Origin of the sequence: Amycolatopsis sp., from assembly GCF_035276945.1 — a bacterium.
Lineage (GTDB): Bacteria > Actinomycetota > Actinomycetes > Mycobacteriales > Pseudonocardiaceae > Amycolatopsis_E.
The window spans coordinates 12,707-33,695 of the sequence record NZ_DATELF010000159.1 but is presented as its reverse complement, the minus strand read 5'-3'; the positions used below and the strand labels follow the sequence as shown (position 1 = coordinate 33,695).

At 69.6% G+C, this 20,989-nt stretch carries 18 protein-coding genes; 9 read left to right on the top strand and 9 right to left on the bottom strand.

Going from position 1 to position 20,989, the window contains the following annotated elements:
* Window positions 1-48: 48 nt before the first annotated feature.
* A complete protein-coding gene (locus tag VJT49_RS28865; protein WP_324168107.1) occupies window positions 49-1,074 on the bottom strand; it encodes an LLM class F420-dependent oxidoreductase in 1,026 nt (341 codons plus the stop codon).
* Entirely contained in the window at window positions 1,071-2,042 is a 972-nt protein-coding gene (locus VJT49_RS28860; RefSeq protein WP_324168106.1) for an oxygenase MpaB family protein, read from the bottom strand. Before VJT49_RS28860 ends, VJT49_RS28865 begins: the two co-directional genes overlap by 4 nt.
* Before the next feature lie 49 nt (window positions 2,043-2,091).
* Between VJT49_RS28860 and VJT49_RS28855 the strand changes: the two genes are divergently transcribed.
* Window positions 2,092-2,784: a TetR family transcriptional regulator gene (locus VJT49_RS28855; protein ID WP_324168104.1), complete on the top strand. Its 693-nt coding sequence runs from the start codon at window positions 2,092-2,094 to the stop codon at window positions 2,782-2,784.
* Here the strand turns inward: VJT49_RS28855 and dmpG are convergent.
* Window positions 2,754-3,788: a 4-hydroxy-2-oxovalerate aldolase gene (gene dmpG, locus VJT49_RS28850; protein ID WP_324168103.1), complete on the bottom strand. Its 1,035-nt coding sequence runs from the start codon at window positions 3,786-3,788 to the stop codon at window positions 2,754-2,756. The two genes, VJT49_RS28855 and dmpG, sit on opposite strands and share 31 nt — an antisense overlap.
* A 157-nt stretch (window positions 3,789-3,945) precedes the next feature.
* Window positions 3,946-4,845, bottom strand: coding sequence for an acetaldehyde dehydrogenase (acetylating) (locus tag VJT49_RS28845; RefSeq protein WP_324168102.1), 900 nt, complete (start codon window positions 4,843-4,845; stop codon window positions 3,946-3,948).
* Window positions 4,846-4,884: 39 nt separating this feature from the next.
* Here VJT49_RS28845 and VJT49_RS28840 point away from each other — a divergent pair, with 39 nt between their 5' ends.
* Together VJT49_RS28840 and VJT49_RS28835 are read left to right on the top strand one after the other, a co-directional pair.
* Window positions 4,885-5,643, top strand: coding sequence for an IclR family transcriptional regulator (locus VJT49_RS28840; RefSeq protein ID WP_324168101.1), 759 nt, complete (start codon window positions 4,885-4,887; stop codon window positions 5,641-5,643).
* Window positions 5,644-5,725: 82 nt separating this feature from the next.
* Window positions 5,726-6,214 carry a hypothetical protein gene (locus VJT49_RS28835; protein WP_324168100.1) on the top strand — a complete coding sequence of 163 codons (489 nt, stop codon included), beginning with the start codon at window positions 5,726-5,728 and terminating at the stop codon, window positions 6,212-6,214.
* 1 nt (window position 6,215) lies between these two features.
* Here VJT49_RS28835 and VJT49_RS28830 read toward each other — a convergent pair whose 3' ends face one another.
* On the bottom strand, window positions 6,216-8,327 hold the full coding sequence (locus tag VJT49_RS28830) for a putative bifunctional diguanylate cyclase/phosphodiesterase (protein WP_324168099.1): 2,112 nt from the start codon (window positions 8,325-8,327) through the stop codon (window positions 6,216-6,218).
* Between the two features lie 273 nt (window positions 8,328-8,600).
* Window positions 8,601-9,413: a dihydropteroate synthase gene (gene folP, locus VJT49_RS28825; RefSeq protein ID WP_324168162.1), complete on the bottom strand. Its 813-nt coding sequence runs from the start codon at window positions 9,411-9,413 to the stop codon at window positions 8,601-8,603.
* A gap of 194 nt (window positions 9,414-9,607) precedes the next feature.
* Here folP and VJT49_RS28820 point away from each other — a divergent pair, with 194 nt between their 5' ends.
* Window positions 9,608-10,240, top strand: a complete 633-nt coding sequence (locus VJT49_RS28820) for a TetR/AcrR family transcriptional regulator (RefSeq protein ID WP_324168098.1) — start codon at window positions 9,608-9,610, stop codon at window positions 10,238-10,240.
* A gap of 54 nt (window positions 10,241-10,294) precedes the next feature.
* On the opposite strand, the gene rpsA is transcribed toward VJT49_RS28820, so the two are convergent.
* Window positions 10,295-11,803: a 30S ribosomal protein S1 gene (gene rpsA, locus VJT49_RS28815; RefSeq protein WP_324168097.1), complete on the bottom strand. Its 1,509-nt coding sequence runs from the start codon at window positions 11,801-11,803 to the stop codon at window positions 10,295-10,297.
* A 273-nt stretch (window positions 11,804-12,076) separates the two neighbouring features.
* On the opposite strand from rpsA, the gene VJT49_RS28810 reads away from it, so the two are divergent.
* The 5 genes from VJT49_RS28810 (at window position 12,077) to VJT49_RS28790 (ending at window position 17,183) form a co-directional block, all read left to right on the top strand.
* Window positions 12,077-12,916 (top strand): class I SAM-dependent methyltransferase, encoded by an 840-nt coding sequence (locus tag VJT49_RS28810; protein ID WP_324168096.1) that lies wholly within the window; start codon window positions 12,077-12,079, stop codon window positions 12,914-12,916.
* The gene (locus tag VJT49_RS28805) at window positions 12,913-13,830 is read left to right on the top strand and encodes a GNAT family N-acetyltransferase (protein ID WP_324168095.1); all 918 of its coding nucleotides are present in this window, start codon (window positions 12,913-12,915) and stop codon (window positions 13,828-13,830) included. Before VJT49_RS28810 ends, VJT49_RS28805 begins: the two co-directional genes overlap by 4 nt.
* 274 nt (window positions 13,831-14,104) lie before the next feature.
* Complete coding sequence (locus VJT49_RS28800; RefSeq protein ID WP_324168094.1) at window positions 14,105-14,743, top strand: ABC transporter ATP-binding protein; 639 nt, start codon at window positions 14,105-14,107, stop codon at window positions 14,741-14,743.
* Window positions 14,740-16,620: a YhgE/Pip domain-containing protein gene (locus VJT49_RS28795; protein ID WP_324168093.1), complete on the top strand. Its 1,881-nt coding sequence runs from the start codon at window positions 14,740-14,742 to the stop codon at window positions 16,618-16,620. Before VJT49_RS28800 ends, VJT49_RS28795 begins: the two co-directional genes overlap by 4 nt.
* Window positions 16,617-17,183, top strand: a complete 567-nt coding sequence (locus VJT49_RS28790; protein WP_324168092.1) for a TetR/AcrR family transcriptional regulator — start codon at window positions 16,617-16,619, stop codon at window positions 17,181-17,183. Before VJT49_RS28795 ends, VJT49_RS28790 begins: the two co-directional genes overlap by 4 nt.
* A 72-nt stretch (window positions 17,184-17,255) precedes the next feature.
* On the opposite strand, the gene VJT49_RS28785 is transcribed toward VJT49_RS28790, so the two are convergent.
* Window positions 17,256-17,870, bottom strand: coding sequence for a hypothetical protein (locus tag VJT49_RS28785; protein ID WP_324168091.1), 615 nt, complete (start codon window positions 17,868-17,870; stop codon window positions 17,256-17,258).
* A gap of 372 nt (window positions 17,871-18,242) precedes the next feature.
* Window positions 18,243-20,975 carry a DNA polymerase I gene (gene polA / locus VJT49_RS28780; protein WP_324168090.1) on the bottom strand — a complete coding sequence of 911 codons (2,733 nt, stop codon included), beginning with the start codon at window positions 20,973-20,975 and terminating at the stop codon, window positions 18,243-18,245.
* Between the last annotated feature and the right edge of the window lie 14 nt (window positions 20,976-20,989).

Sequence of the window (20,989 nt, the reverse complement as noted above, 5' to 3'; positions counted from 1 at the left end):
TGATTGCGCGCACAGATTATCCCGGTCACGCCCGGCTCCACTGGCGACTCAGCCCAGGACGTCGGCGACGCGGCGGAGGCCGGCCGCGTCGCCGCGGAGCAGGAGTGTCGTGATGACGCTTTCCTCCCACCGGGCCAACTCGTCGCGGATCTTCTCCGCCGGTCCGATGAGCGACGTGTCCTCCACGAGGCTGGTGGGGATCGCCGCGGCCGCCTCCGCCTTGTGCCCGGCGAGGTAGAGGTCCTGGACCCGGTCGGCGATTTCCTCGTAGCCCATGCGCGCGAACACGTCGTGGTGGAAGTTGACCGTCTTGGCGCCCATCCCGCCGATGTAGAGCGCGAGCGAAGGCTTGATCAGGTCGGCGGCGGCCTCCACGTCGTCGTGCACGATCACCGGCACCGACGCGGCCACCTCGAAGTCCTCGGGCTTTCGGCGGGCGGCGGGGCGGGCGAAGCCTTCTTTGAGTGCCGCACGGTAGAAGGCGTCGTTCTTGGGCGAGAAGAACAACGGCAGCCAGCCGTCGCAGATTTCCGCCGACAACGCGACGTTCTTCGGTCCCTCGGCGGCGAGGTAGATCGGGATCTCCCGGCGCACCGGGTGCACAGTGGACTTCAGGGGCTTCCCGAGGCCGGTGCCGCCGGACAACGGGAGCTGGTAGAACTCGCCGTCGAAGGTCACCGGCTCGTCGCGGGCGATCACGCGGCGCACGATCTCCACGTACTCCCGGGTGCGGGCGAGCGGGCGCGGATACGGCTGGCCATACCAGCCCTCGACGACCTGGGGCCCCGACGCGCCCAGGCCCAGCACGAACCTTCCGCCCGAGAGGTGGTCCAGCGTCTGCGCGGTCATGCCGACCGCGGTCGGGGTGCGCGCGGACATCTGCACGATGTCGGTGCCCAGCTTGATCCGTTTCGTCGAGGCGCCCCACCACGCCAGCGGCGTGAACGCGTCGGAGCCGTAGCCCTCGGCCGTCCATGCCGAATCGAAGCCGAGTTCCTCGGCCGTCTTGACCGCCTCCAACGCGCCCTCCGGCGGGCCGGAGTGCCAGTAACCGAGGTGATAACCGAGCTTCAAGTGAGCCTCCTGAAGCGGATTGGACGGGGTTCGTGAGGCGGTACTGTTCCGCCCTTGAAAGGCGGCTTGGGTGAGTAGTGGGTGGGCCGGTCGCGTTCCCCCGGGGGCGGCAGGTTGCGGGCGGGCGTCTCGACCAGCGGTGTGTCCTCCGCGATTTCGCCACGAGCGCGCCGCCACGCCGCGCGGGCCCGCGGGTGATACCGGCGATCGTGGGGCACCAGGCGGAAAATCGCGTTGATCGTGCGCCCGAGGAACCGGTGCAGCCGCTCGTCGCGTGCCGACCAGCGGAAGCCGAGCAACCGCCGCACGGCCGGGTGGTAGAGACCGACGGTCCACCACAGGAAGGTGCGCGCGACGACCGGCCGCAGCACCGGCCAGACGAACGCGGGCATGCCGGTCGGCTTCGCCAGTTCGCGCAGGTCGAGCACGTCGCGGGTGGCCTTGTTGTCCTCCAGGACTTCGGCGCACATGCGGTCCCAGTAGTCCTGGAATTCGTCCCAGGAACGGGGAACCACCCGCATGCTCATGCCGTACAGCCGGTACCACCGCACGTGCTCGTCGAACAGCCGCCGCTTCTCGTGCTCGGTGAGGCCACCGCACATCCGGTCGCCGATGAGCACGGTGAGCATGAAGAACGTCGAATGTGCCCAGTAGAAGGTCTCCGGTTCGAGCGCGTGATAACCGCGCCCTTCGGCGTCGACACCCTGGATCGTGTCGTGGTAGCCGCGCACGGCCCGTGCGGTCTCGGCCGCGCGGGCGCCGTCGTAGACGACCCCGCCGATGGGATACAGCGACCGGAACAGGCGTTGCCAACGCTCGGCGAAGAACCGTGAATGCTGCTCGACGGCCAGGCCGAGCCGGGGATGCATGTTCTGCATGGACCCGGCCCACAGCGCGAGCGACAGCCCGCGCCAGTCTCCGAAGTACTTCCAGGTCAACGAGTCGGGACCGAGCGGCTGCGGTGCCATGCCGATCACGCTACAATTGACAACACCCGTAGTCAATTGAAGGAACCGCATGGCGAACGCGGCACGAGGGACCTGGGCGGGCACCACGCTCGACGACCGCCGGGCGGCCCGCCGGGAGCGGCTCCTCGACGCCGGTCTCGACCTGCTGGGCACAGCAGGAAGCTCCGCCACGAGCGTGCGGGCGGCGTGCCGGCACGCGAAACTCACCGAGCGCTATTTCTACGAGAACTTCGCCGACCGGGAGGAATTCGTCGTCGCGATCTACGAACGGGTGGCCGCCGAGACGCACCAAGCGCTGGTCGACGCCGCACCCGCCACGCACCGCGCAGCGCTGCCCTCCGGGGGTACAACCCCCGGACCCCACCCGGGGGCAAGCCCCCAGACCGCCTTGGAACGCGCCGAGGCGGCGGTGACGGCGTTCGTCGAACTGATGGTGGACGATCCGCGCAAGGGCCGGGTGCTGCTACTGGCGCCGATCACCGACCCCGCGCTGTCGGCACGCGGGGTCGCGCTGCTTCCCTCGTTCGCCGCGCTGATCCGCGACCATCTGCCCGCGCAGCTGGACGAGACCGAGCGCGCGCTGACCGCGACCGGTCTCGTCGGCGCGCTGGCCAACCTGTTCACCGCCTACCTCAGCGGCGCCCTGCCGGTCCCCCGCGAACGCCTGATCGGCCATTGCGTCGGCATGCTCGCCCGCGCGGGAACGCCCGGTCACGAACCGGATCGCTCCGCGACCAGCTGAAGCGCGATGTCGATGATCATGTCCTCCTGGCCGCCGACATAGCGTTTCTCGCCCACCCGGTAAAGAATCTCGTGCGCGGGCACGCCGTAACGTTCCGCGGCACGCTCGGCGTGCAGCAGGAAGCTCGAATACACCCCGGCGACGCCCTGCACGATCGACGACCGGTCCATCACCGGAAGCCGGGTGATGTAGGGCTTGACCACGTTCTCCGCGGCGTCCATGAGGAGGTCCTTGTCGACCCCGGTCCGGACGCCCAGCCGATCGAAGACCGCCGCCAGCACCTCGGTCGGTGAGTTGCCCGCGCCCGCGCCGAGCGCGACGAGCGAGCCGTCGATCTGCCGGGCACCGGCCCGGTAGGCGAGTACCGAGTTGGCGACACCGAAACTCAGGTTCTGATGCCCGTGATAGCCGACCTGCGCCTGGTCGCCGAACTCCGCGGCCAGCGCGGCGACCCGTTCGGCCGCGTCCTCCAGGATCAGCGCGCCGGCGGAGTCCACAATGTACACACACTGGCAGCCGGCCTCGACCATGATCCGGCCCTGTTCGGCCAGCTGCTCCGGGGTGGACATGTGCGAGAGCATCAGGAAGCCCACGGTCTCCAGACCGATCTTGCGGGCCTCGGTGAAGTGCTGGATGGACACGTCGGCCTCGGTGCAGTGCGTGGCGATCCGCACGGCGCCCGCACCGAGATCGGCGGCGGCCTTCATGTCGGCGACCGTGCCCAGGCCGGGCAGCAGCAGCACCGCGATCTTCGCCCGCTTCGCCTCGTCGACCGCGGCGGCGATCAGCTTCCGTTCGTCCACAAGGGAAAAGCCGTAGTTGAAGGTGGAGCCGCCGAGGCCGTCGCCGTGGGTGACCTCGATCAGGGAAACCCCGGCGGCGTCCAGCGCCCGCACCGTGTCGCGCACGTTCTCCTCGGTGAACTGGTGCGCCATCGCGTGGCTGCCGTCGCGCAGGCTGGTGTCGACGATCCGGACTTCGCGGTCCACGTCATCCCACGTCATACTGTCTCCTCCGCGGCTTCGCGCGCCACCACGATCGTGCCGGCGGGGCGCTTTCCAAGAATCCGGGTAACCTGATCGAGACGGGCGCTTTGCCGCCGTGACAGCGGAAAAGGGCGCGCCCTGTGTGCTTGTTCGCCGTGATTCAACCCATGAACGCTCATGCGGCCACCGTCACCTTCCGCGCGAGGAGTTCGCCGACGCGGGCCGCGGCGGCGGTCATGATGTCGAGGTTCCCCGCGTACTTCGGCAGGTAGTCGCCGTTGCCCGCGACCTCCAGGAACACGGCCACCCGCGCCTGCCCGTTCCAGCCGGGACGGGGATCGTCGTACTGCGGCGCGGCCTTGAGCGTGTAGCCCGGCACGTACGCCTGGACGTCGGCGACCATCCGCTCGATCGAGGCGGTGATCGCGTCGCGGTCGGCGCCGGGGTCGATGGCGCAGAACACCGTGTCCCGCATGATCATCGGCGGCTCGACCGGGTTGATGATGATGATCGCCTTGCCCTTCGCCGCACCCCCGACGAGTTCGATGCCGCGCGCGGTGGTCTCGGTGAACTCGTCGATGTTCGCCCGCGTCCCCGGCCCGGCCGACCGCGAGGACACCGACGCGACGATTTCCGCGTACGGCACTTCGGTCACCCGGGAGACCGCGTGCACGATCGGAATCGTGGCCTGGCCGCCGCAGGTGATCATGTTGAGGTTCGGTGCGTCCAACTGTGCCGGCAGGTTCACCGCGGGGCAGGTGAACGGGCCGATCGCGGCCGGGGTCAGGTCGATCGCCCGGATGCCCGCCTCCTGGTAACGCGGGGCGTTGGCCAGGTGCGCCTTCGCGGAAGTGGCTTCGAAGACCAGGTCTGGCAGCTCGTCCCGGGCGAGCAACCAGTCCACGCCTTCGGCGGAGGTCTCCAGGCCCAGTTTCGCGGCGCGCGCCAAGCCGTCGGACGTCGGATCGACGCCGACCATGTAACGCACCTCGACATGTTCGCTGCGGCGGAGTTTGGCGAGCAGGTCGGTGCCGATGTTGCCCGGCCCGACGATCGCCGCGGTGGCTTTACCCATGCGCTTACCCTGCGCGCCCCGATCGGGCACACTCAACCCATGCGTGCCGCTCAGCGGAACGGTGAGGATGTCGCCGGCCTCACCGCGACCCGCCTCACCGCCCTGCTCACCGCATTCCGGCCCGGCGATGACATGCTCGGTGTCTCCGAGCTGTCCCGCCGTACCGGGGTGCCCAAGTCCTCGGTGCACCGGCTGGTCGGGCACCTGGTCGCCCAGGGTCTGCTGGACCGCGAGAACGGCGCGGTCCGGCTGGGCCTCAAGCTGTTCGAAATCGGCCAGCTGGCCACCCAGCAGCGCGGCCTGGTCGACGCGGCGCGCCCCTACCTCGCCGACCTTCGCGAGGCGACCCGCAACACCGTGCATCTGGCCGTCCTGGAAGGTACCGAAGTCGTCTATCTGGACATCGTGCGCGGCCCCGACGCGCCGAACCTGCCGTCCCGGATCGGCGGCCGGTTTCCCGCGCACGCCACCGCCGTCGGCAAGGCCATCCTCGCGTTCTCGCCGGACTCCGTGCTGGAGAAGGTGATCGCCACCGGCCTGCCCCGCATCGGGCCCCGCACGATCACCGCGCCCGGGCTGCTGCGGCGGAGCCTGGCGAAGGTGCGCGCCGACGGCCTGGCACACGACCGGGAAGAGTCCCGCGTCGGGGTCGTCTGCGTGGCCAGCCCGCTGCTGGACGGCGACGGCAGACCGCGGGCGGGGATATCGATTTCCGGCTGGAGCAACCGGGTGCGGCCGGGCAGGGTCGCTCCCGCGGTCAGAACCACTGCCCTTACGCTGTCTCGCACGCTATCTTGACACCCAGTGCACGTGCGGCTGCGGACAATGTGCTAGATACGAAAACTCGGGTTCCGCCTGACCCAGGTGAACGGAGGGTGTTGTGATCTCCCAGACCACCCAGGTCGATGACCTGAGGCTCGTCGCGCTGCCCAGTGCGGTCAACTGCGCCGAGATGTTCGTCCGCTTCGCGCTCTTCGAGTGGTCCCTGCGTCCGCTGATCGAAGAGGCCACCCTCGTCACCCGGCACATCGTGAAGTCGTCGATCGCGGGCGCGACCCGGTCCCGTCCGCGGTTTCTCACCGTCCGGCTCCGGTTGCACGGTGACTGCGTGGTGATCGAACTCGACGACGACCGGCCCGGCGAGCCGCCGGAACTCGAGGGGTGGACGATCAGCGCGGTGTCGCTGCCCGACGGGCGCCGCAACGTCTGGATCGAGCTGCCGCTGCCCACCGGCATGACCGCCGCGCTGCCGCGCCGGTCACCCGGCCGATCCCCGGTCGCCGAAATCTCGCCGGGGTCGGAGGAAACCTCGGATTCCCAGATCCTGCACCGGGTTCTCTACGGCCTGAACCGCTCCGCCAACGGCTGAACTAACTCGTCCTCGGGCCGAGCAGGGTCGCCAGATCGGCGCCGCTGCCGAACAGGGGCCCCACTCCGAGGTCGACACCGGCCTCGCCCCACCATTCGGCTTGTTCGGTCGTCTCGATGCCTTCCGCGGCCACGCGTCTGCCGGTGGCCTGCACGCAGTCGATCAGCGCGGCCAGTGCCCGCTCCACCGGGCGCGACAGGCCGGCGGCCTGAGCCGTGACGAGCCGCCGGGTCAACCGCACCGCCCGCACCGGCAGGTGCTCGAGACAGGCGAGATCGGCCGGGCCGCCGTCGAAGTCGTTGACCGCCAAGCTGACGCCGATACCCACCAGCACTTCAAGGCCTTCCGCGGCCTCGCCGTGCTTCGCGATCAGCGCGCTCAACGGCATCGCGAGCAGAAAGCGCTTACCTGGAAGGCCGATTTCCTCCAGCGCGGCCAGTACGGTGGCGGCCAGGCCGGGGTCGGCGGCCTGGCTCTTCGACAGGCTCAGCGCGACCGGAACGTCGGCCCACCCGGCGATCTCCTCGCAGGCGATCCGCATCGCCCAGGCGCCAAGCGGCAGAATCAGCCCGGTACGTTCGGCCAGCGCCACGCACCGCTCGTGCGGCAGCGCGCCGAGTTCCGGGTGATCCCAGCGCAACTGGGCTTCGACCGCCGCGGTCCGGTTGCCCGGCAGCCACACCACCGGCCGGTACACCACACGGATCTCGCCGTTTTCCCACGCGCCGGGCATGCTCGCCGCGAGCCGGTCGGTCTCGCGATCCCTGCCATATTCCGCCGGGTCATACCGGGCCCATTGCCGTCTGCCGGCGGTACGAGCCCGGCGCAGGGTGATCCGCGAGGCGCGCAACAGTTCCTCCGGCTGGATGGACAGCGGCGGGCGGTCCACCACGCCGATGCACACCGAGAGCGCGATGCCGTCGTCGCCGACGTAACGCGGTTCGGCCAGCGCCTCGTTGATCCGGCCCACCATGGTCACGACGTTGGGCGTCGTGGCCGAATTCCGCACGAGCGCACCGAATTCGTCGGCACCGAGCCGCGCCAGCGCCGCCCGCTCGCCGGCGAACACCTCGCCCAGCCGGGCGGCGACCTCGCGGAGCAACAGGTCGCCGGCCTTACCGCCCAGACCGTCGGTGACCACCGAGAAGGCGTCCAGACCCAGGTGGTACAAGGTGACGCCGAACTCGGGATCCGCGCGCCGGAGCGCCTTTTCCAGCTTGGTCGTGAAGAGCTGGCGGTTCGGCAGCCGGGTCGCCACGTCGTGCAGCGACTGGTGTGCCAGCCGCTCCTGCAGCAGGCTCAGTTCCGTCTCGTCGGCGACGACGGTGAGCAACTTGTCCGGCCCGCCACCGCGCAGCGACGAAACCGACAACGAGACCAGGGCAAGGTCGCCGTCACGGCGCAGGGCGCAACGCCGGCGGCGGAACGAGGAAAACCGGCCCTCGGCAAGGTTTGCACAGGCGGCGCGGATCGCGTCGCTTTCCTCGGGTTCGAAGAGATCGAGGAAAGCGCGGCCGAGCAGTTCTTCCATGGGGCGGCTCAGTATCCGGCACAACGCGCCGCTGGCCCAGACGACCCGTCCGCCGAGGTCGGTGATCGCCACGCCACCCACGGAGAGGCGGCACAGTTCGGTGAATCGTTCCTCGCTCGCCACGAGGCTCCGGGTGGTCTGCCGCAGCACATCGACGACGGAGTTGTGGATTGTCTCCTGCTGCCCGGAGACCCACATCCGCAGCGCCTCGCTGTACCCGGACGCCACCTCACCCAGCATCGCCATGACCCGCTGCGCGAGGCCAGGAACCTCGCGCAGCTCCGGCGCGGCCAGCAGGTCCCGGCCGAGCACGTCGAGCGTGCGCCGCAGGCTGTCCTTGCCGGTGCACTCCAGATCCACCAGCCGCGCGCCGATCTCCGCCGCCTGGTCCGCGCCGGGTCGCTCGGCCGTCAGCAGGTCGGCCAGCTTGCCGACCAGCGCCAGAAGACGGTGTTCCAGTTCGGTGTGCGACACCGGCAGGTAAGCCGTGGACGCGAGCAGATATGCCCACTTCCTGGCCAGGTCGCGCCGCCAGTGCCCGGCAGCGGGCAGCGGCGGGTTTTCGGCGAGCGACGGGCTCATGGCGTGGGACCCATCCTGGCGGATTCGGCGGCGGATTGAGGTCCGAAGGATATCGACATAATCACGAAATTGCACCGATTCTTGAGCCGATACGTCTTTTCGGCGCAGTACACCACTGCTCCCGGGCGTGTGGGGACGACAGCGACGCTTCCCTGCTGGTCCGATTTTCGCCCGAGTGCGATTCTCTGAATTCGACGTACCGGTCCTCATCGCCTGGCCGGAACAGGCCCGCTCACCGGTGCCGGCGGCCGTCGACGCGCTCGGATCTCGACCTCAGGCCAGACCGCGCACCGCTCGCGCAGGCGGCCGTGAACCTTCGATCGCCGCCACCATCTCCAGCACACGACGAGTCTGGCGCACCTCGTGCACCCGGAAGACGCAGGCACCATCGCGGGCCGCCAGTGCGGTCGCGGCCAGGGTGCCGTCCAGGCGCTCCTCGAGCCCCACGCCCAGGGTCTCGCCGATGAAGTCCTTGTTGGACAGTGCCATCAGCACCGGCCAGCCGGTGGCGACCAGGTTGTCCGCGTGGCGCAGCAACGCCAGGCTGTGCCACGTGTTCTTGCCGAAGTCGTGGGTCGGGTCGATCAGCACCCCGCCCCGCGGGACCCCCAGCGCGACGATCTCTTCGGCCCGGCGGGTGGTCTCCTCGATCACCTCGCCCACCACATCCTCGTAGCGCGCCCGGAACGGGCGGGTGCGCGGAACCACTCCCCCTGTGTGCGAGCAGACATAGCCCGCGCCGAACTCGGCCGCCACTTCCGCGAGCTTCCGGTCGAACCCGGCCCAGGTGTCGTTGAGCAGGTCCGCGCCCGCTTCACAGGCCAGGCGCCCCACCTCGTGCCGCCAGGTGTCCACGCTGATCACCAGTCCGGGGTGGCGCCGCCGGATCTCTTCGACGAAGGGGACCACCCGCCGGATCTCCTCGGCGGCCCCGACCTCGCTGCCCGGCCCCGCCTTCACCCCGCCGACATCGACGATGTCCGCCCCCTCGGCCACCGCGCGGTCCACCGCCGCCAGCGCGTCGGAGTCGGCGAAGGAAGCACCCCGGTCGTAGAACGAGTCGGGGGTGCGGTTGACGATCGCCATCACCAGCGCGCGATCGCGCACGATCCGGCGGCCACGAAATTCCAGCTCGATGGACACGTCTCCATCATGCCTGCCCGGGTGTCTGCCGATGATGCGCGTTATACCCTGTGTTCCCGCTCGACCAACCCCAGCGCGCACTGCTGAACACAGTTCAAGTCCTCGCGCGGACTCGCACGAGACTCGAAGGGGGTGCCATGGCCACCCGACACAGTCACCCGGGACCAGCCGAGACACACAGCCGGGAGCGTTTCCTGCAGGCCGCTTTGACGATCCTGGTACAGGAGGGCGTGGCGGGGCTGACCGTGCGTAATCTCGCGGACGCGGCGGGTAGCTCCACCGTCGGCGTCTACACTCGCTTCGGGGGCCGCTCCGGTGTGCTCGACGCGCTGTACGAGCGTACTTTCGAACTGCTGCACCAGGAATTCGTGCGGCTACCCGAGCGCACCGGCCGCACGGCCGGCGATATCCTCGCCTTCGCCCGCGCCTACCGCCGGTTCGCGCTGGAAAGCCCGGCGCGGTACGGGTTCATGTTCGAGCGGCCGGTGCCGGGTTTCGATCCTGACCCGAATCTCCGCGCGCACGCCCAGCGGCACACCTTTGACCTGCTCGTGGACCGGATACGGGCCGCAGCACCGCCCGACATGGCGGCCCGGGTCGCCGCGTACCTGGTGTGGACGACCATGCACGGCCTGGTCAGTGTGGAGCTGACCAACCGCCAGCGCACTTCCCCGCCCGGCTGGTTCCTCGACCCCGGCGACGACTCCTACAGCCGCGTGTTCACCGAAGGCCTCACCGCCGTCATGCGCGGGCTGGGTGTGCTCGCATAGAAAAACCGGAGGGCGCTTTCGCCGGGAAAGCGCCCTCCGGTTCCGGGTTGTTGCTTACGCTCCGCCGGAGAGCTTCTCACGCAGGGCCGCGAGCTGCTCGTCGCTGGCGAGCGTGCCGCCGCTGCCGCTGCTGCCCTTCGAGCCCGAGTCGGACTGCGCGGAGCTGTAGCTGCCCTCGCCGCCCTCGACCCCGGTCGCGGCGTCCGCCGCGGCGGCGGCATCGGCTTCGGCGGCCTTGGTGACCTGGCGCATGTGCGCCTCGTAGCGGGTCTGCGCCTCGGCGTACTGGCGCTCCCACTCCTCGCGCTGCTTCTCGAAGCCTTCCTGCCACTCCTGGGTGTCCGGGTCGAAGCCCTCGGGGTAGATGTAGTTGCCCTGCTCGTCGTACTCGGCGGCCATGCCGTACTGGGTCGGGTCGAACTCGGTCTCCGGCGTGACACCCTCGTTCGCCTGCTTCAGCGACAGCGAGATCCGGCGACGCTCCAGGTCGATGTCGATGACCTTGACCATCACCTCGCCGCCGACCTGCACGACCTGCTCCGGGATCTCCACGTGGCGCTCGGCCAGTTCGGAGATGTGCACTAGGCCCTCGATGCCCTCCTCGACGCGGACGAACGCGCCGAACGGGACGAGCTTGGTGACCTTGCCCGGCACGATCTGGCCGATCGCGTGGGTGCGGGCGAACTGGCGCCACGGGTCTTCCTGGGTGGCCTTGAGCGACAGGGACACACGCTCGCGATCCATGTCCACGTCGAGCACCTCGACGGTGACCTCCTGGCCGACCTCGACGACCTCGCTCGGGTGGTCGATGTGCTTCCAGGACAGCTCCGAGACGTGCACGAGGCCGTCGACGCCGCCGAGGTCCACGAAGGCACCGAAGTTGACGATCGAGGACACGACACCCTTGCGCACCTGGCCCTTGGCGAGCGCGTTGAGGAACTCGCTGCGCACCTCGGACTGGGTCTGCTCCAGGTAGGCCCGGCGGGACAGCACCACGTTGTTGCGGTTCTTGTCCAGCTCGATGATCTTGGCCTCGAGCTCGCGGCCCACGTAGGGCTGCAGGTCGCGCACGCGCCGCATCTCCACCAGCGACGCGGGCAGGAAGCCCCGCAGGCCGATGTCGAGGATCAGGCCGCCCTTGACGACCTCGATCACGGTGCCGCGGACGGGCTCGTCCTTCTCCTTGAGCTCCTCGATGGTGCCCCAGGCGCGCTCGTACTGGGCGCGCTTCTTGGACAGGATCAGCCGGCCTTCCTTGTCCTCCTTCTGGAGAACGAGCGCCTCGACCTCGTCACCGACGCTGACAACCTCGCCGGGATCGACATCGTGCTTGATGGACAGCTCACGCGAGGGGATCACACCCTCGGTCTTGTACCCGATGTCGAGCAGCACCTCGTCGCGGTCGACCTTGACGATGGTGCCCTCAACGATGTCCCCGTCGTTGAAGTACTTGATCGTCTTGTCGATCGCGGCGAGGAAGTCTTCCTCCGACCCGATGTCGTTGACAGCGACCTGCTGGGCCTGCGCCTCGGTCGTCGGGACGGTGGTGGTGTCGGTGGTCATTAGGTGGGTTGCTCCGGTCACGGCTTGGTTTCAGGGGTGTGCACTTGTCGTACGGCGAGTGGAACCGGCGGAGCTGGCCGACCAAGCGTTCGTGACGAACGGCTCGAGCACCACCGCCGAGGTGTGCGCGACCCGTGGCCCGGCGCGAACGTTGCCGGACGGAAGGTAGCGCGAAACCCACTGCGCTACGGGTATCGTACGCGGCTGGATGTATGCCGCACAAACAGGGTCGGGCGAGGCGATCTCGGCCTGTGCCTGCGGAAGAATGCCGGTGTGACACCGCAGGACAGGCACGCCGGCGCCGAACGCCGGCTGGGCACGGTCGGTATCGCCCACCGCCCGGTGGGCCGGGACGAGGCCACCATGGCCAATCTTGCCTGGTGGGACGCCGACGCCGACGACTACCAGGCCGAACACGGCGAGTTCCTGGGCGACGCCGATTTCGTCTGGTGCCCCGAAGGGCTCCGCGAGGCCGACGCCGCGCTGCTGGGCGACGTGCGCGGATTGAGGGTGCTCGAAGTCGGGTGCGGCCAGGCGGCGTGCTCTCGCTGGCTCGCCGCCGCGGGCGCGTACCCGATCGGTGTCGATCTCTCCGGGGGAATGCTGGGTCATGCGAAACGGGCCAACGCCCGCACGGGGCTCGATATTCCCCTGATCCAGGCCACCGCCGAGGCGCTCCCGCTCCGGCCGGCCACTGTGGACGCCGCGTGTTCGGCGTTCGGCGCGCTGCCCTTCGTCGCCTCGCTCGACGCGGTGTTCGCCGAAGTGCACCGCGTGCTGCGGCCGGGCGGGCGCTGGGTGTTCTCGGTGACCCATCCGATGCGGTGGATCTTCCCCGACGATCCCGGCCCGAACGGGCTCACCGCGACCCAGCCGTACTTCGACCGCACCCCCTACGTCGAAGTGGACGCGGCGGGCCGGGCCACCTACGTGGAGTACCACCGCACGCTCGGCGACTACGTGCGCGCGCTGGCCGCCACCGGTTTCCGGCTCGACGACCTGATCGAGCCGGAGTGGCCGGCCGGGCACACCCGGGTCTGGGGGCAGTGGAGTCCGTTACGGGGCAAGCTCTTCCCCGGTACCGCGATCTTCCGCACCCGCAAGAACACATGACGACCGGCGAAGCGCTGCTCGCCGCCCAGCGGGCCCGGTTCGTGGCCGTCGACCCTCTGCTGCCCGAACCCGCGGGCCCGCCTTCGGGGGAAACGCTGACGGCCGCCACCGCCGGCGGCGACCAGGTGGTCGGATTGCTGCAGACCCGCACCCACCAGCCAGGCTCCCTGGATCTGCTGTGGTCGGCCGCGCGGGTGTGGCAGCTCTTCCCGTTCGTCGGCGCCACCGGCACCGAAGGCATGGACGCGCTCCTGCGCGCCTGGCGGCACCGGATGGACGCCGAGTCACCGCCGGCCGACTCGTCCTGCTCGGTGACCTGGCCGAGCCACGACGCCGAGGCCATCCACGCCTTCCTCGACCACGGAATGGTCCCGATCTCCACGCTGGCACTGCGTACGGAACCGCCACCCCCGCGGCCCGAGGGTGACCTCGTGATCCGGCAGGCCGGCCCGGAGGACTTCGAAGAGACCCTCGCCCTCACCGCGCAGACCTTCGCCTACACCGCTCTGGTCGGGTTTGGCCGGCCCGGCGCCGAAGAGCTGATCACTCCCCAGCTCCGCCGCAACCTGGCCGCGGGCGCGCCGATCTGGCTCGCGGAGCGCGACGGGGTGGCGATCGCCGTGGCCGACTGCGGCTGGGTGACCTCGGCGCCGGGCACCTGGGCGGCGGAACTTCTGCCGCCGGGCACCTGGGGGTATGTGAACAACGTGGCGACGGCCGCGGGCTGGCGGGGGCGCGGGGTGGGCCGGGCGCTGATGGCGGTGGTGCACCGGGAGTTCCACCGGATGGGCGCCACCGGCACCTACCTCTACTACACCCCGACCAACCCGTTGGCCTCGGTGTTCTGGCCACGGCAGGGCTATCGTCCACTGTGGACTTACTGGGAGGTCCGCCCCGCCTCCGCGCTCCGCTGACGATCTCCCGATGGTCACCGGCTCAGGTGTCGGTGGCAGGAGCATGACAGGTGCCGCAAGGACCGCCGTGGACACCACCCGAGTCGAAGCACGCACCGGCATGACCGACCAGTGGTCCTGATCAACGGTCGGGCGGACAGCGCGACCAGTTCCCCGGGCATCGAGCCCTGCCAGTCCTTTGGCACGTGGCCCAGACCGGTACCCGGCCCGAAAACATCGCGGTCAAGACCACTGATATCTTTGTACTGACCAGTCAGTACAAAGAGGAGTCGTGGTGGAAGTACGAGGCGATCGGGTGACCGTCGAAGGGCCACACGGCACGCTGCTGCCGCCAACCTCCCTCACCGTGGCCGAAGGCGACTTCGTCATCGCGCACGGCGAGCCGGGTCCCGGCGTCACCGCCTTCGGGCTCGCGCTGACCGGCAGGCTGCGCCCCACCACCGGGACCGTCACCCTGGACGGCGACGCCGACGCCGCCAAGCTTCGCGCGGTCACCGCGGTGGTCGACGCCGTGGGCGTCAGCGAGCCGGACGAGGCACTCCCGCTGCGCGTGGTTGTCGGCGAAGAACTCGCCCTCGGCGGCCGCCCCGCCGGCAAGGCGGACGTCACGCGCTGGCTCGCCGAGCACGATCTCGCCGGGTTGGCCAACGCCCGCTTCGAAAACCTCAAACCCGCAATGCGAACGCGGCTGCTCACCGAACTCGCCGCGCACCGCCGCGGCGTGCGGATGCTCGTGCTGGACCGGCCCGACCGGCACACCAGCGATGTCGAGAGCTGGTCGAAGCTCGCACACGAACACACCGGGCATGGCCTGGCCGTGGTCGTGCTGACCGCCACCACCCCGCCGGACGCGCTCCCGGTCGAGCCGGTACGGCTCGGGGCCCCCACGGACCAAGGAGACGACGAGTCGTGACCAGTTTCCGGATCGCAGCAGGCGAGCTGCGCAGGCTCACCGCGGGCAAGCTCCCCAAGCTCGCCATCGCCGCGCTCGTGCTGGTGCCCCTGCTCTACGCGTCGTTCTATCTCTACGCCAACTACGACCCCTACGGCAGGCTCAGCAAACTGCCCGCCGCCGTGGTGAACGAGGACGCCGGGTCCGGCGACCGGAACGTGGGCCGCGAGGTCACCGGCGCCGTGGTCAGGTCAGGCACCTTTGACTGGCACGAGGTTTCCGCGGAGCAGGCGCAAAAGGGCGTGCAGGACAGCACCTACTCCTTCGCGATCACCATTCCGAAAGACTTTTCCGCGGCGCTGCTGTCGAGCGCCAACTTCGCCCCGGAGCAGGCCACCATCCGGCTGACCACCAACGACGCCAACAACTATCTCTCGCACACCATCGCCAACCAGGTCGCCGAGCAGATCCGCGCCACGATCGCGGAAAAGGTCGGCGCCGAGGCGGCGAGCCGGTTCCTGATCGGGTTTTCCACCATCTACGGCAAGACCCAGGAAGCGGCTACGGGTGCCACGAAGCTCGCCGACGGCGCCGGGCAACTCCTGACCGGACAGCGGCAGCTCGCCGACGGCGCCGGACAGCTGGCGGCCGGCAGCGGCCGGCTCGCGAGCGGGCTCACCACGTTGAGGACCAGCACGTCGGCACTGCCCCAGCAGACGAGGCAACTCGCCGATGGCGCCGCCCGGGTTTCCGCGGGCAACGCGCAGGTCGCGGCCGTGGGCACCACGCTGGCCAATGGTTCGGCCCAGTTGCAGAACGACCTCGACAACGTCAACGACCAGCTGGCCCAGCGGCTGCGCGCCGCCGGTGTGCCCGAGGCTCAGGTCCAGCAGGTGCTGACCGTCCTGGCCGACCTGCGCGCCCCGGTGAACAACGCCAACACGCAGGTCCAGAACGCTTCGGCCGAGCTCAACCAGCTCGCGGACGGCTCTCGCCAGGTGGCGGCCGGTGCGGCGGCGCTGGCTGACGCCACCCCCGCGCTCACCAACGGAATCGCCCAGGCTTCCGACGGCGCGAACAGCCTGGCCACCGGAGCGGCGAAGCTGAACGACGGGGAGAAGACCGCCGTGAACGGCGCGACCGACCTGTCGAACGGCGCGGGCCAGTTGCGCGACGGGCTGAACGAGGGCCTGCGGCAGATTCCGAACACCAGCGACGCCACGCGCACCGCCACCGCGGACACCATTTCGGACCCGGTGACCATCGATTCGGCCGGCCTCGCCAACGCGGGCACCTACGGGGCCGGGCTCGCCCCGTTCTTCATCTCGCTGGCCACCTGGATCGGCGCGTTCGTGCTGTTCCTGCTGCTGCGGCCGCTGTCGGCGCGGGCGCTCGCCGCCGGGACCGCCCCGGTGCGGGTCGCGGTCGGTGGCTGGCTGGCCGCCGCCCTGCTCGGCACCGCGCAGGTACTCGTCCTGTTCGGCGCGGTCACCTGGCTGGTCGGCATCCACGTGGCACACCCGCTGGCGGCGGTCGGTTTCGCCGTACTCGCCTCGCTCACCTTCACCGCGATCGTGCACGCGCTCAACGCGATGTTCGGCGCGGTCGGCAAGTTCCTCGGGCTGGTCCTGCTGGTACTCCAGCTGGTCAGCGCGGGTGGCACGTTCCCGTGGCAGACGCTGCCCGACGCCCTGTACCCGCTGCACGTCGTGCTGCCGATGGGTTACGTGGTGGACGGGCTGCGGCATCTGCTTTACACCGGCGCGTCACCGCAGAGCCTGGCAGATGTCGGCGTGTTGTGCGCCTACCTCGCCGGAGCCATCGCGGTGTCCACCTTCGCGGCCCGGAAACAGCGCGTTTGGACAGTCAGCAAGCTGAAGCCGGAGCTGAGCCTGTGACCAGCAAGCAGAAACTGTTCGAGGCCACCCTGCGGCTCACGGGCAGCCGCGGCCTGATCGGCCTCACCGTGGACGAGATCGCCGCGGAGGCCGGGGTGGCCAAGGGCACGGTGTACTACAACTTCGGCAGCAAGAACGGGCTGATCGACCAGTTGCTGCGCCACGGCGTCGGCCTGCTCGCCGAACGCCTGCGTGCCGCGGCCGGCGGAGAGGATCCGGCCGCGGCGCTGGAGTCCGTAGTGGACGCCGGCCTCGAGTTCATCGCGGAATACCGCGGGTTTTCCCAGCTTCTGGTCAGCGAGATGTGGCGGACGCCCGGGCAGTGGCACGAAACGCTGGCGCTGCTGCGCGAGGAGATCATTTCGGTCGTGAAGGAACAGCTTCAGCGAGTGGCCGACGCGGGGTTGCTGCGTGACGAGATCGAAATCCCGGTCGCCGCGGCCGGCCTGTTGGGCACCCTGCTCGTCATCGCTCTCGACTGGCAGGTTTTCCACCCCGAACGTGCCCGCGCCGACATCCTGGCCTCAGTGATGCAACTGGCCCGCGGCGGCCTCGCCCGCTGAGGCAGACCATGGCTGAGCCGCTTAGGGCGAGGCACGCAACCCACGCCGCCCCGAACCACGTCGAAATACTCTTCAGCGGACCAGCGGCCGGGTGAGGCCGACCTGGTGCAGCGAGGTGGGGTGGCCCTCGATGGCGCGGCGAACGGCGGCCATGACGCCTCCGGCGATCTCGCCGTGGGCCAGCGAGCGGCCGGGGTCGTTTTCCGACGCGGTGCCCAGCAGCACCAGCTGCGTGGGATGCGTGACCAGTAGCGGTTCCGGTTCCACCAGCAGCCCGCCGGACTCCACGGCCCGCACCTCGACGACCGGCGCGTCCTCGGTGAGCAGCTTTTCGATCGCGCCCATCACCGAGCGACGGTACTGGTCGTGGACCCAGGCCACGAGCAGGTCGGCCGGGCCGCCGAGCGCGGCCTCGGCCTTCCTCGCCAGTTCGCGGGGCCGGTCCCAGCTGGCCTCGACCCAGATCGCGCGGCCCTGCCTGTCCGTACTGCCACCGGTGGCCTGGCGGACGTGGCCGGGCGGCCGCAGGGCCCTCAGCGCGGCGACCCCCGGCCTGGTCTCGGGCACGGCGATCGGGCTGTAGCGGCGGCTCGGCAACACTACGTGCCAGCCTTCCCGGGCCAGAACTTCGGCCACCTCCGAAAGCATTCCGGTGCCCGCCAGAATCAGCACTCGCCCGCCTGTCATACGCCCAACGCTACCGTTCGACTAATCCACGCGCCGGGTGACACGACTGCTCTGTCCGGTTGGAAACGTGGAGTTCACAACTCTACTCAGAGTGATCTCCGCTGGACTCACACCCCTTGGAAAGGTCCAATCCGTGACGCTCAGTGAGACCGAACCAGTTCCCCGAGCCCGCAGCGGCGGCGAACGAGCGCATGAGGTGCCAGCGCGAGCAGTGCGCCACCGCGACCAGTTGGTACGCCACCGCCGGGGCCCGGGTGCCCATCGCTAGTCCCGTTTTCCGCACATGGACACGTTTCGGCTGGTCAGCGGGCTGCACCAAGATGATCTCCTGAATATCACCGCAGGTCAGCGGCTCATGTGCGGAATACCCGGCTAGTGCGCGGCCTCGTTCCAGGAACGGCCGAACCCGACCGACACCTCCAGCGGCACCGCGAGATCGTAGGCCGAACCCATTTCCTTGCACACCATGGCTTCCACCGCGTCGTGTTCGCCGTCGGCGACCTCCAGCACAAGCTCGTCGTGCACCTGGAGCAGCAGGCGGCTGCTCAGGTCCGACTCCGTGAGCCCTCGCTGCACGTTGAGCATGGCGACCTTGATGATGTCGGCGGCGCTGCCCTGGATGGGGGCGTTGAGCGCCATCCGCTCGGCCATCTCCCGGCGCTGCCGGTTGTCGCTGGTCAGGTCGGGCAGGTTGCGGCGGCGCCCGAAGATCGTTTCGGTGTAACCGACCTTGGTGGCCTCCGCGACCACGCTCTGCAGGTAGTCCCGCACTCCGCCGAACCGTGCGAAGTACTCCTCCATCAGTTCGCGGGCCTCCTCGGTGGAGATCCGCAGTTGCTGGGAAAGCCCGTACGCGGACAGGCCGTAGGCGAGACCGTAGTTCATCGCCTTGATCTTCGCCCGCTGCGAACCGTCGACCTGGCCGGGATCGACCCCGAAAACGCGCGCCGCGGTGGCCGCGTGGAAGTCGAATCCCGACTGGAACGCCTCGATGAGCGCCGCGTCCTCGGACAGGTGCGCCATGATCCGCATCTCGATCTGGCTGTAGTCGGCGGTCATCAGCTCGCGATAGCCCACGCCGACCACGAACGCGTCCCGGATGCGGCGCCCCTCTTCGGTGCGGATCGGGATGTTCTGGAGGTTCGGATCGACCGAGGACAACCGCCCGGTGGCCGCGATCGTCTGGTGCAGCGTGGTGTGGATGCGGCCATCCGGCGCGATCGCCTTGATCAGGCCCTCCACTGTGGACCGTAGCCGGCTCGCGTCGCGATGCTCGAGCAGGTGCTGCAGGAACGGGTGCTCGGTCTTCTCGTACAGGGTCTGCAGCGCCTCCGCGTCGGTGGTGTAGCCGGTCTTGGTGCGCTTGGTCTTCGGCATGGCGAGCTCGTCGAACAGCACCACCTGCAGCTGCTTCGGCGAGCCGAGGTTGATCTGCTTGGCGATGACGCGGAACGCGTCCTCCTCCGCCTGCTTCACCCGCGCGGCGTAGTGCGCTTCCAGCGTGGTCAGCTGGTCGAGGTCCACCGCGACCCCGGCGGCCTCCAACTCGGTGATGACCTCCAGCAGCGGCAGCTCGATCTCCGCCAGCAACCTGGTGCCGCCGATCTTGCCCAGTTCGGCGGACAGGGCCGCGGCCAGTTCGGCCACCGCCCTCGCCCGCACCAACTCGGCCTCGACCAGCTTCTGGTCGCCGTCGTCGGCGTCGAGCAGGGAGAGCTGGCCGTCTCCGAAGTCGGCCTCGGACCGCAGTTCGCGTTGCAGGTACCGCAGCACGAGATCGTCGAGCTCGAAAGAGCGCTGGCCTGGCCGCACCAGATACGCCGCGAGCGCGGTGTCCATGGTCAGGCCCGCGAGCGTCCAGCCGCGGGCGAGCATCCCGTGCAGCGGCACCTTGAGCGAGTGCCCCACCTTGGGCATCCGCGGGTCGGCCAGCCAGGCCAGCAGCGCCTTATCGTCCGATTCATCCATTGTGGACACATCAAGGTAGGCGCCCTCGCCGTCCGGGGCGGCCAGGGCGATCGACCGCACGTCCGAGGACACCGAGGAACCGGTGGTGCGGAAGGAAAGCCCGACCGGAGCGCCCGCCCGCGCGTGCTCGGCCAGCCACCCGGCGAGCGCACCGGTGGCGACCGCCGCGCCGACGGCCTCGAACCCGCCCTCCGCCTCCGGCTCCGCGCTGGACAGCGTGGCGAACAGGCGGTCTCGCAGCACCCGGAACTCGAGTTCGTCGAACAGCCGGTGCACCGCGTCGCGATCCCACGGCCGCAGCGCGAGCTCGTCCGGGGTGATCTCCAGCGGCACGTCCCGGACCAGCTCGGTCAGCTGCCGGTTGAGCATCACCGACTGCAGGTTGGCCCGCAGTGCGTCGCCGACCTTGCCCTTGACCTCGTCCACCCGGTCGATGAGCTCGGCCAGCGAGCCGAACTGCTGGATCCACTTGGTGGCGGTCTTCTCCCCCACCCCGGGAATGCCCGGCAGGTTGTCCGACGGGTCGCCGCGAAGCGCGGCGAAGTCCGGGTACTGGGCGGGCGTCAGCCCGTACTTGCCGGTCACGCCCTCCGGGTCGTAGCGGACCAGGTCGGAAACGCCCTTGCGCGGGTACAGCACCGTCACCGCGTCGGTGACCAGTTGCAGCGCGTCCCGGTCGCCGGTGCAGATGAGCACCTCGTAGCCGGACTCGACGGCCTGTGTGGTGAGCGTGGCGATGATGTCGTCGGCCTCGTAGTTCTCCTTCGCCAGCACAGGGATGCCGAGCACGCCCAGCACGTCCTGGACCAGGCCGACCTGACCCTTGAACTCGTCCGGGGTGCTGGTCCGGTTCGCCTTGTACTCCGCGTAGGTGGCCGCGCGGAAGGTCTGCCGGGAGACGTCGAAGGCGACGGCCAGGTGCGTGGGCTGCTCGTCGCGGAGCAGGTTGATCAGCATGGAGGTGAACCCGAAGACCGCGTTCGTCACCTGACCGGTCGAGGTCCGGAAGTTGTCCGCCGGGATGGCGAAGAACGCGCGGTAGGCCATGGAATGGCCGTCGATCAGCAGCAGCTTGGGCCGGTCGGCGGTGCCCGTGCCTGTGGTGTTCGCAACTGACTGGTTTTCGCTGGGGCTCACGACAGCGAGTCTAG

What these genes read in the sequence shown, in the direction of transcription:
- rpsA (WP_324168097.1), bottom strand. Translation starts at nt 11,803, where the DNA reads ATGACCACCGACACCACCACCGTCCCGACGACCGAGGCGCAGGCCCAG.
- VJT49_RS28820 (WP_324168098.1), top strand. Translation starts at nt 9,608, where the DNA reads ATGGCCACCCGACACAGTCACCCGGGACCAGCCGAGACACACAGCCGG.
- VJT49_RS28785 (WP_324168091.1), bottom strand. Translation starts at nt 17,870, where the DNA reads ATGACAGGCGGGCGAGTGCTGATTCTGGCGGGCACCGGAATGCTTTCG.
- dmpG (WP_324168103.1), bottom strand. Translation starts at nt 3,788, where the DNA reads ATGACGTGGGATGACGTGGACCGCGAAGTCCGGATCGTCGACACCAGC.
- VJT49_RS28840 (WP_324168101.1), top strand. Translation starts at nt 4,885, where the DNA reads ATGCGTGCCGCTCAGCGGAACGGTGAGGATGTCGCCGGCCTCACCGCG.
- VJT49_RS28830 (WP_324168099.1), bottom strand. Translation starts at nt 8,327, where the DNA reads ATGAGCCCGTCGCTCGCCGAAAACCCGCCGCTGCCCGCTGCCGGGCAC.
- VJT49_RS28845 (WP_324168102.1), bottom strand. Translation starts at nt 4,845, where the DNA reads ATGGGTAAAGCCACCGCGGCGATCGTCGGGCCGGGCAACATCGGCACC.
- VJT49_RS28805 (WP_324168095.1), top strand. Translation starts at nt 12,913, where the DNA reads ATGACGACCGGCGAAGCGCTGCTCGCCGCCCAGCGGGCCCGGTTCGTG.
- VJT49_RS28855 (WP_324168104.1), top strand. Translation starts at nt 2,092, where the DNA reads ATGGCGAACGCGGCACGAGGGACCTGGGCGGGCACCACGCTCGACGAC.
- folP (WP_324168162.1), bottom strand. Translation starts at nt 9,413, where the DNA reads ATGGCGATCGTCAACCGCACCCCCGACTCGTTCTACGACCGGGGTGCT.
- VJT49_RS28860 (WP_324168106.1), bottom strand. Translation starts at nt 2,042, where the DNA reads ATGGCACCGCAGCCGCTCGGTCCCGACTCGTTGACCTGGAAGTACTTC.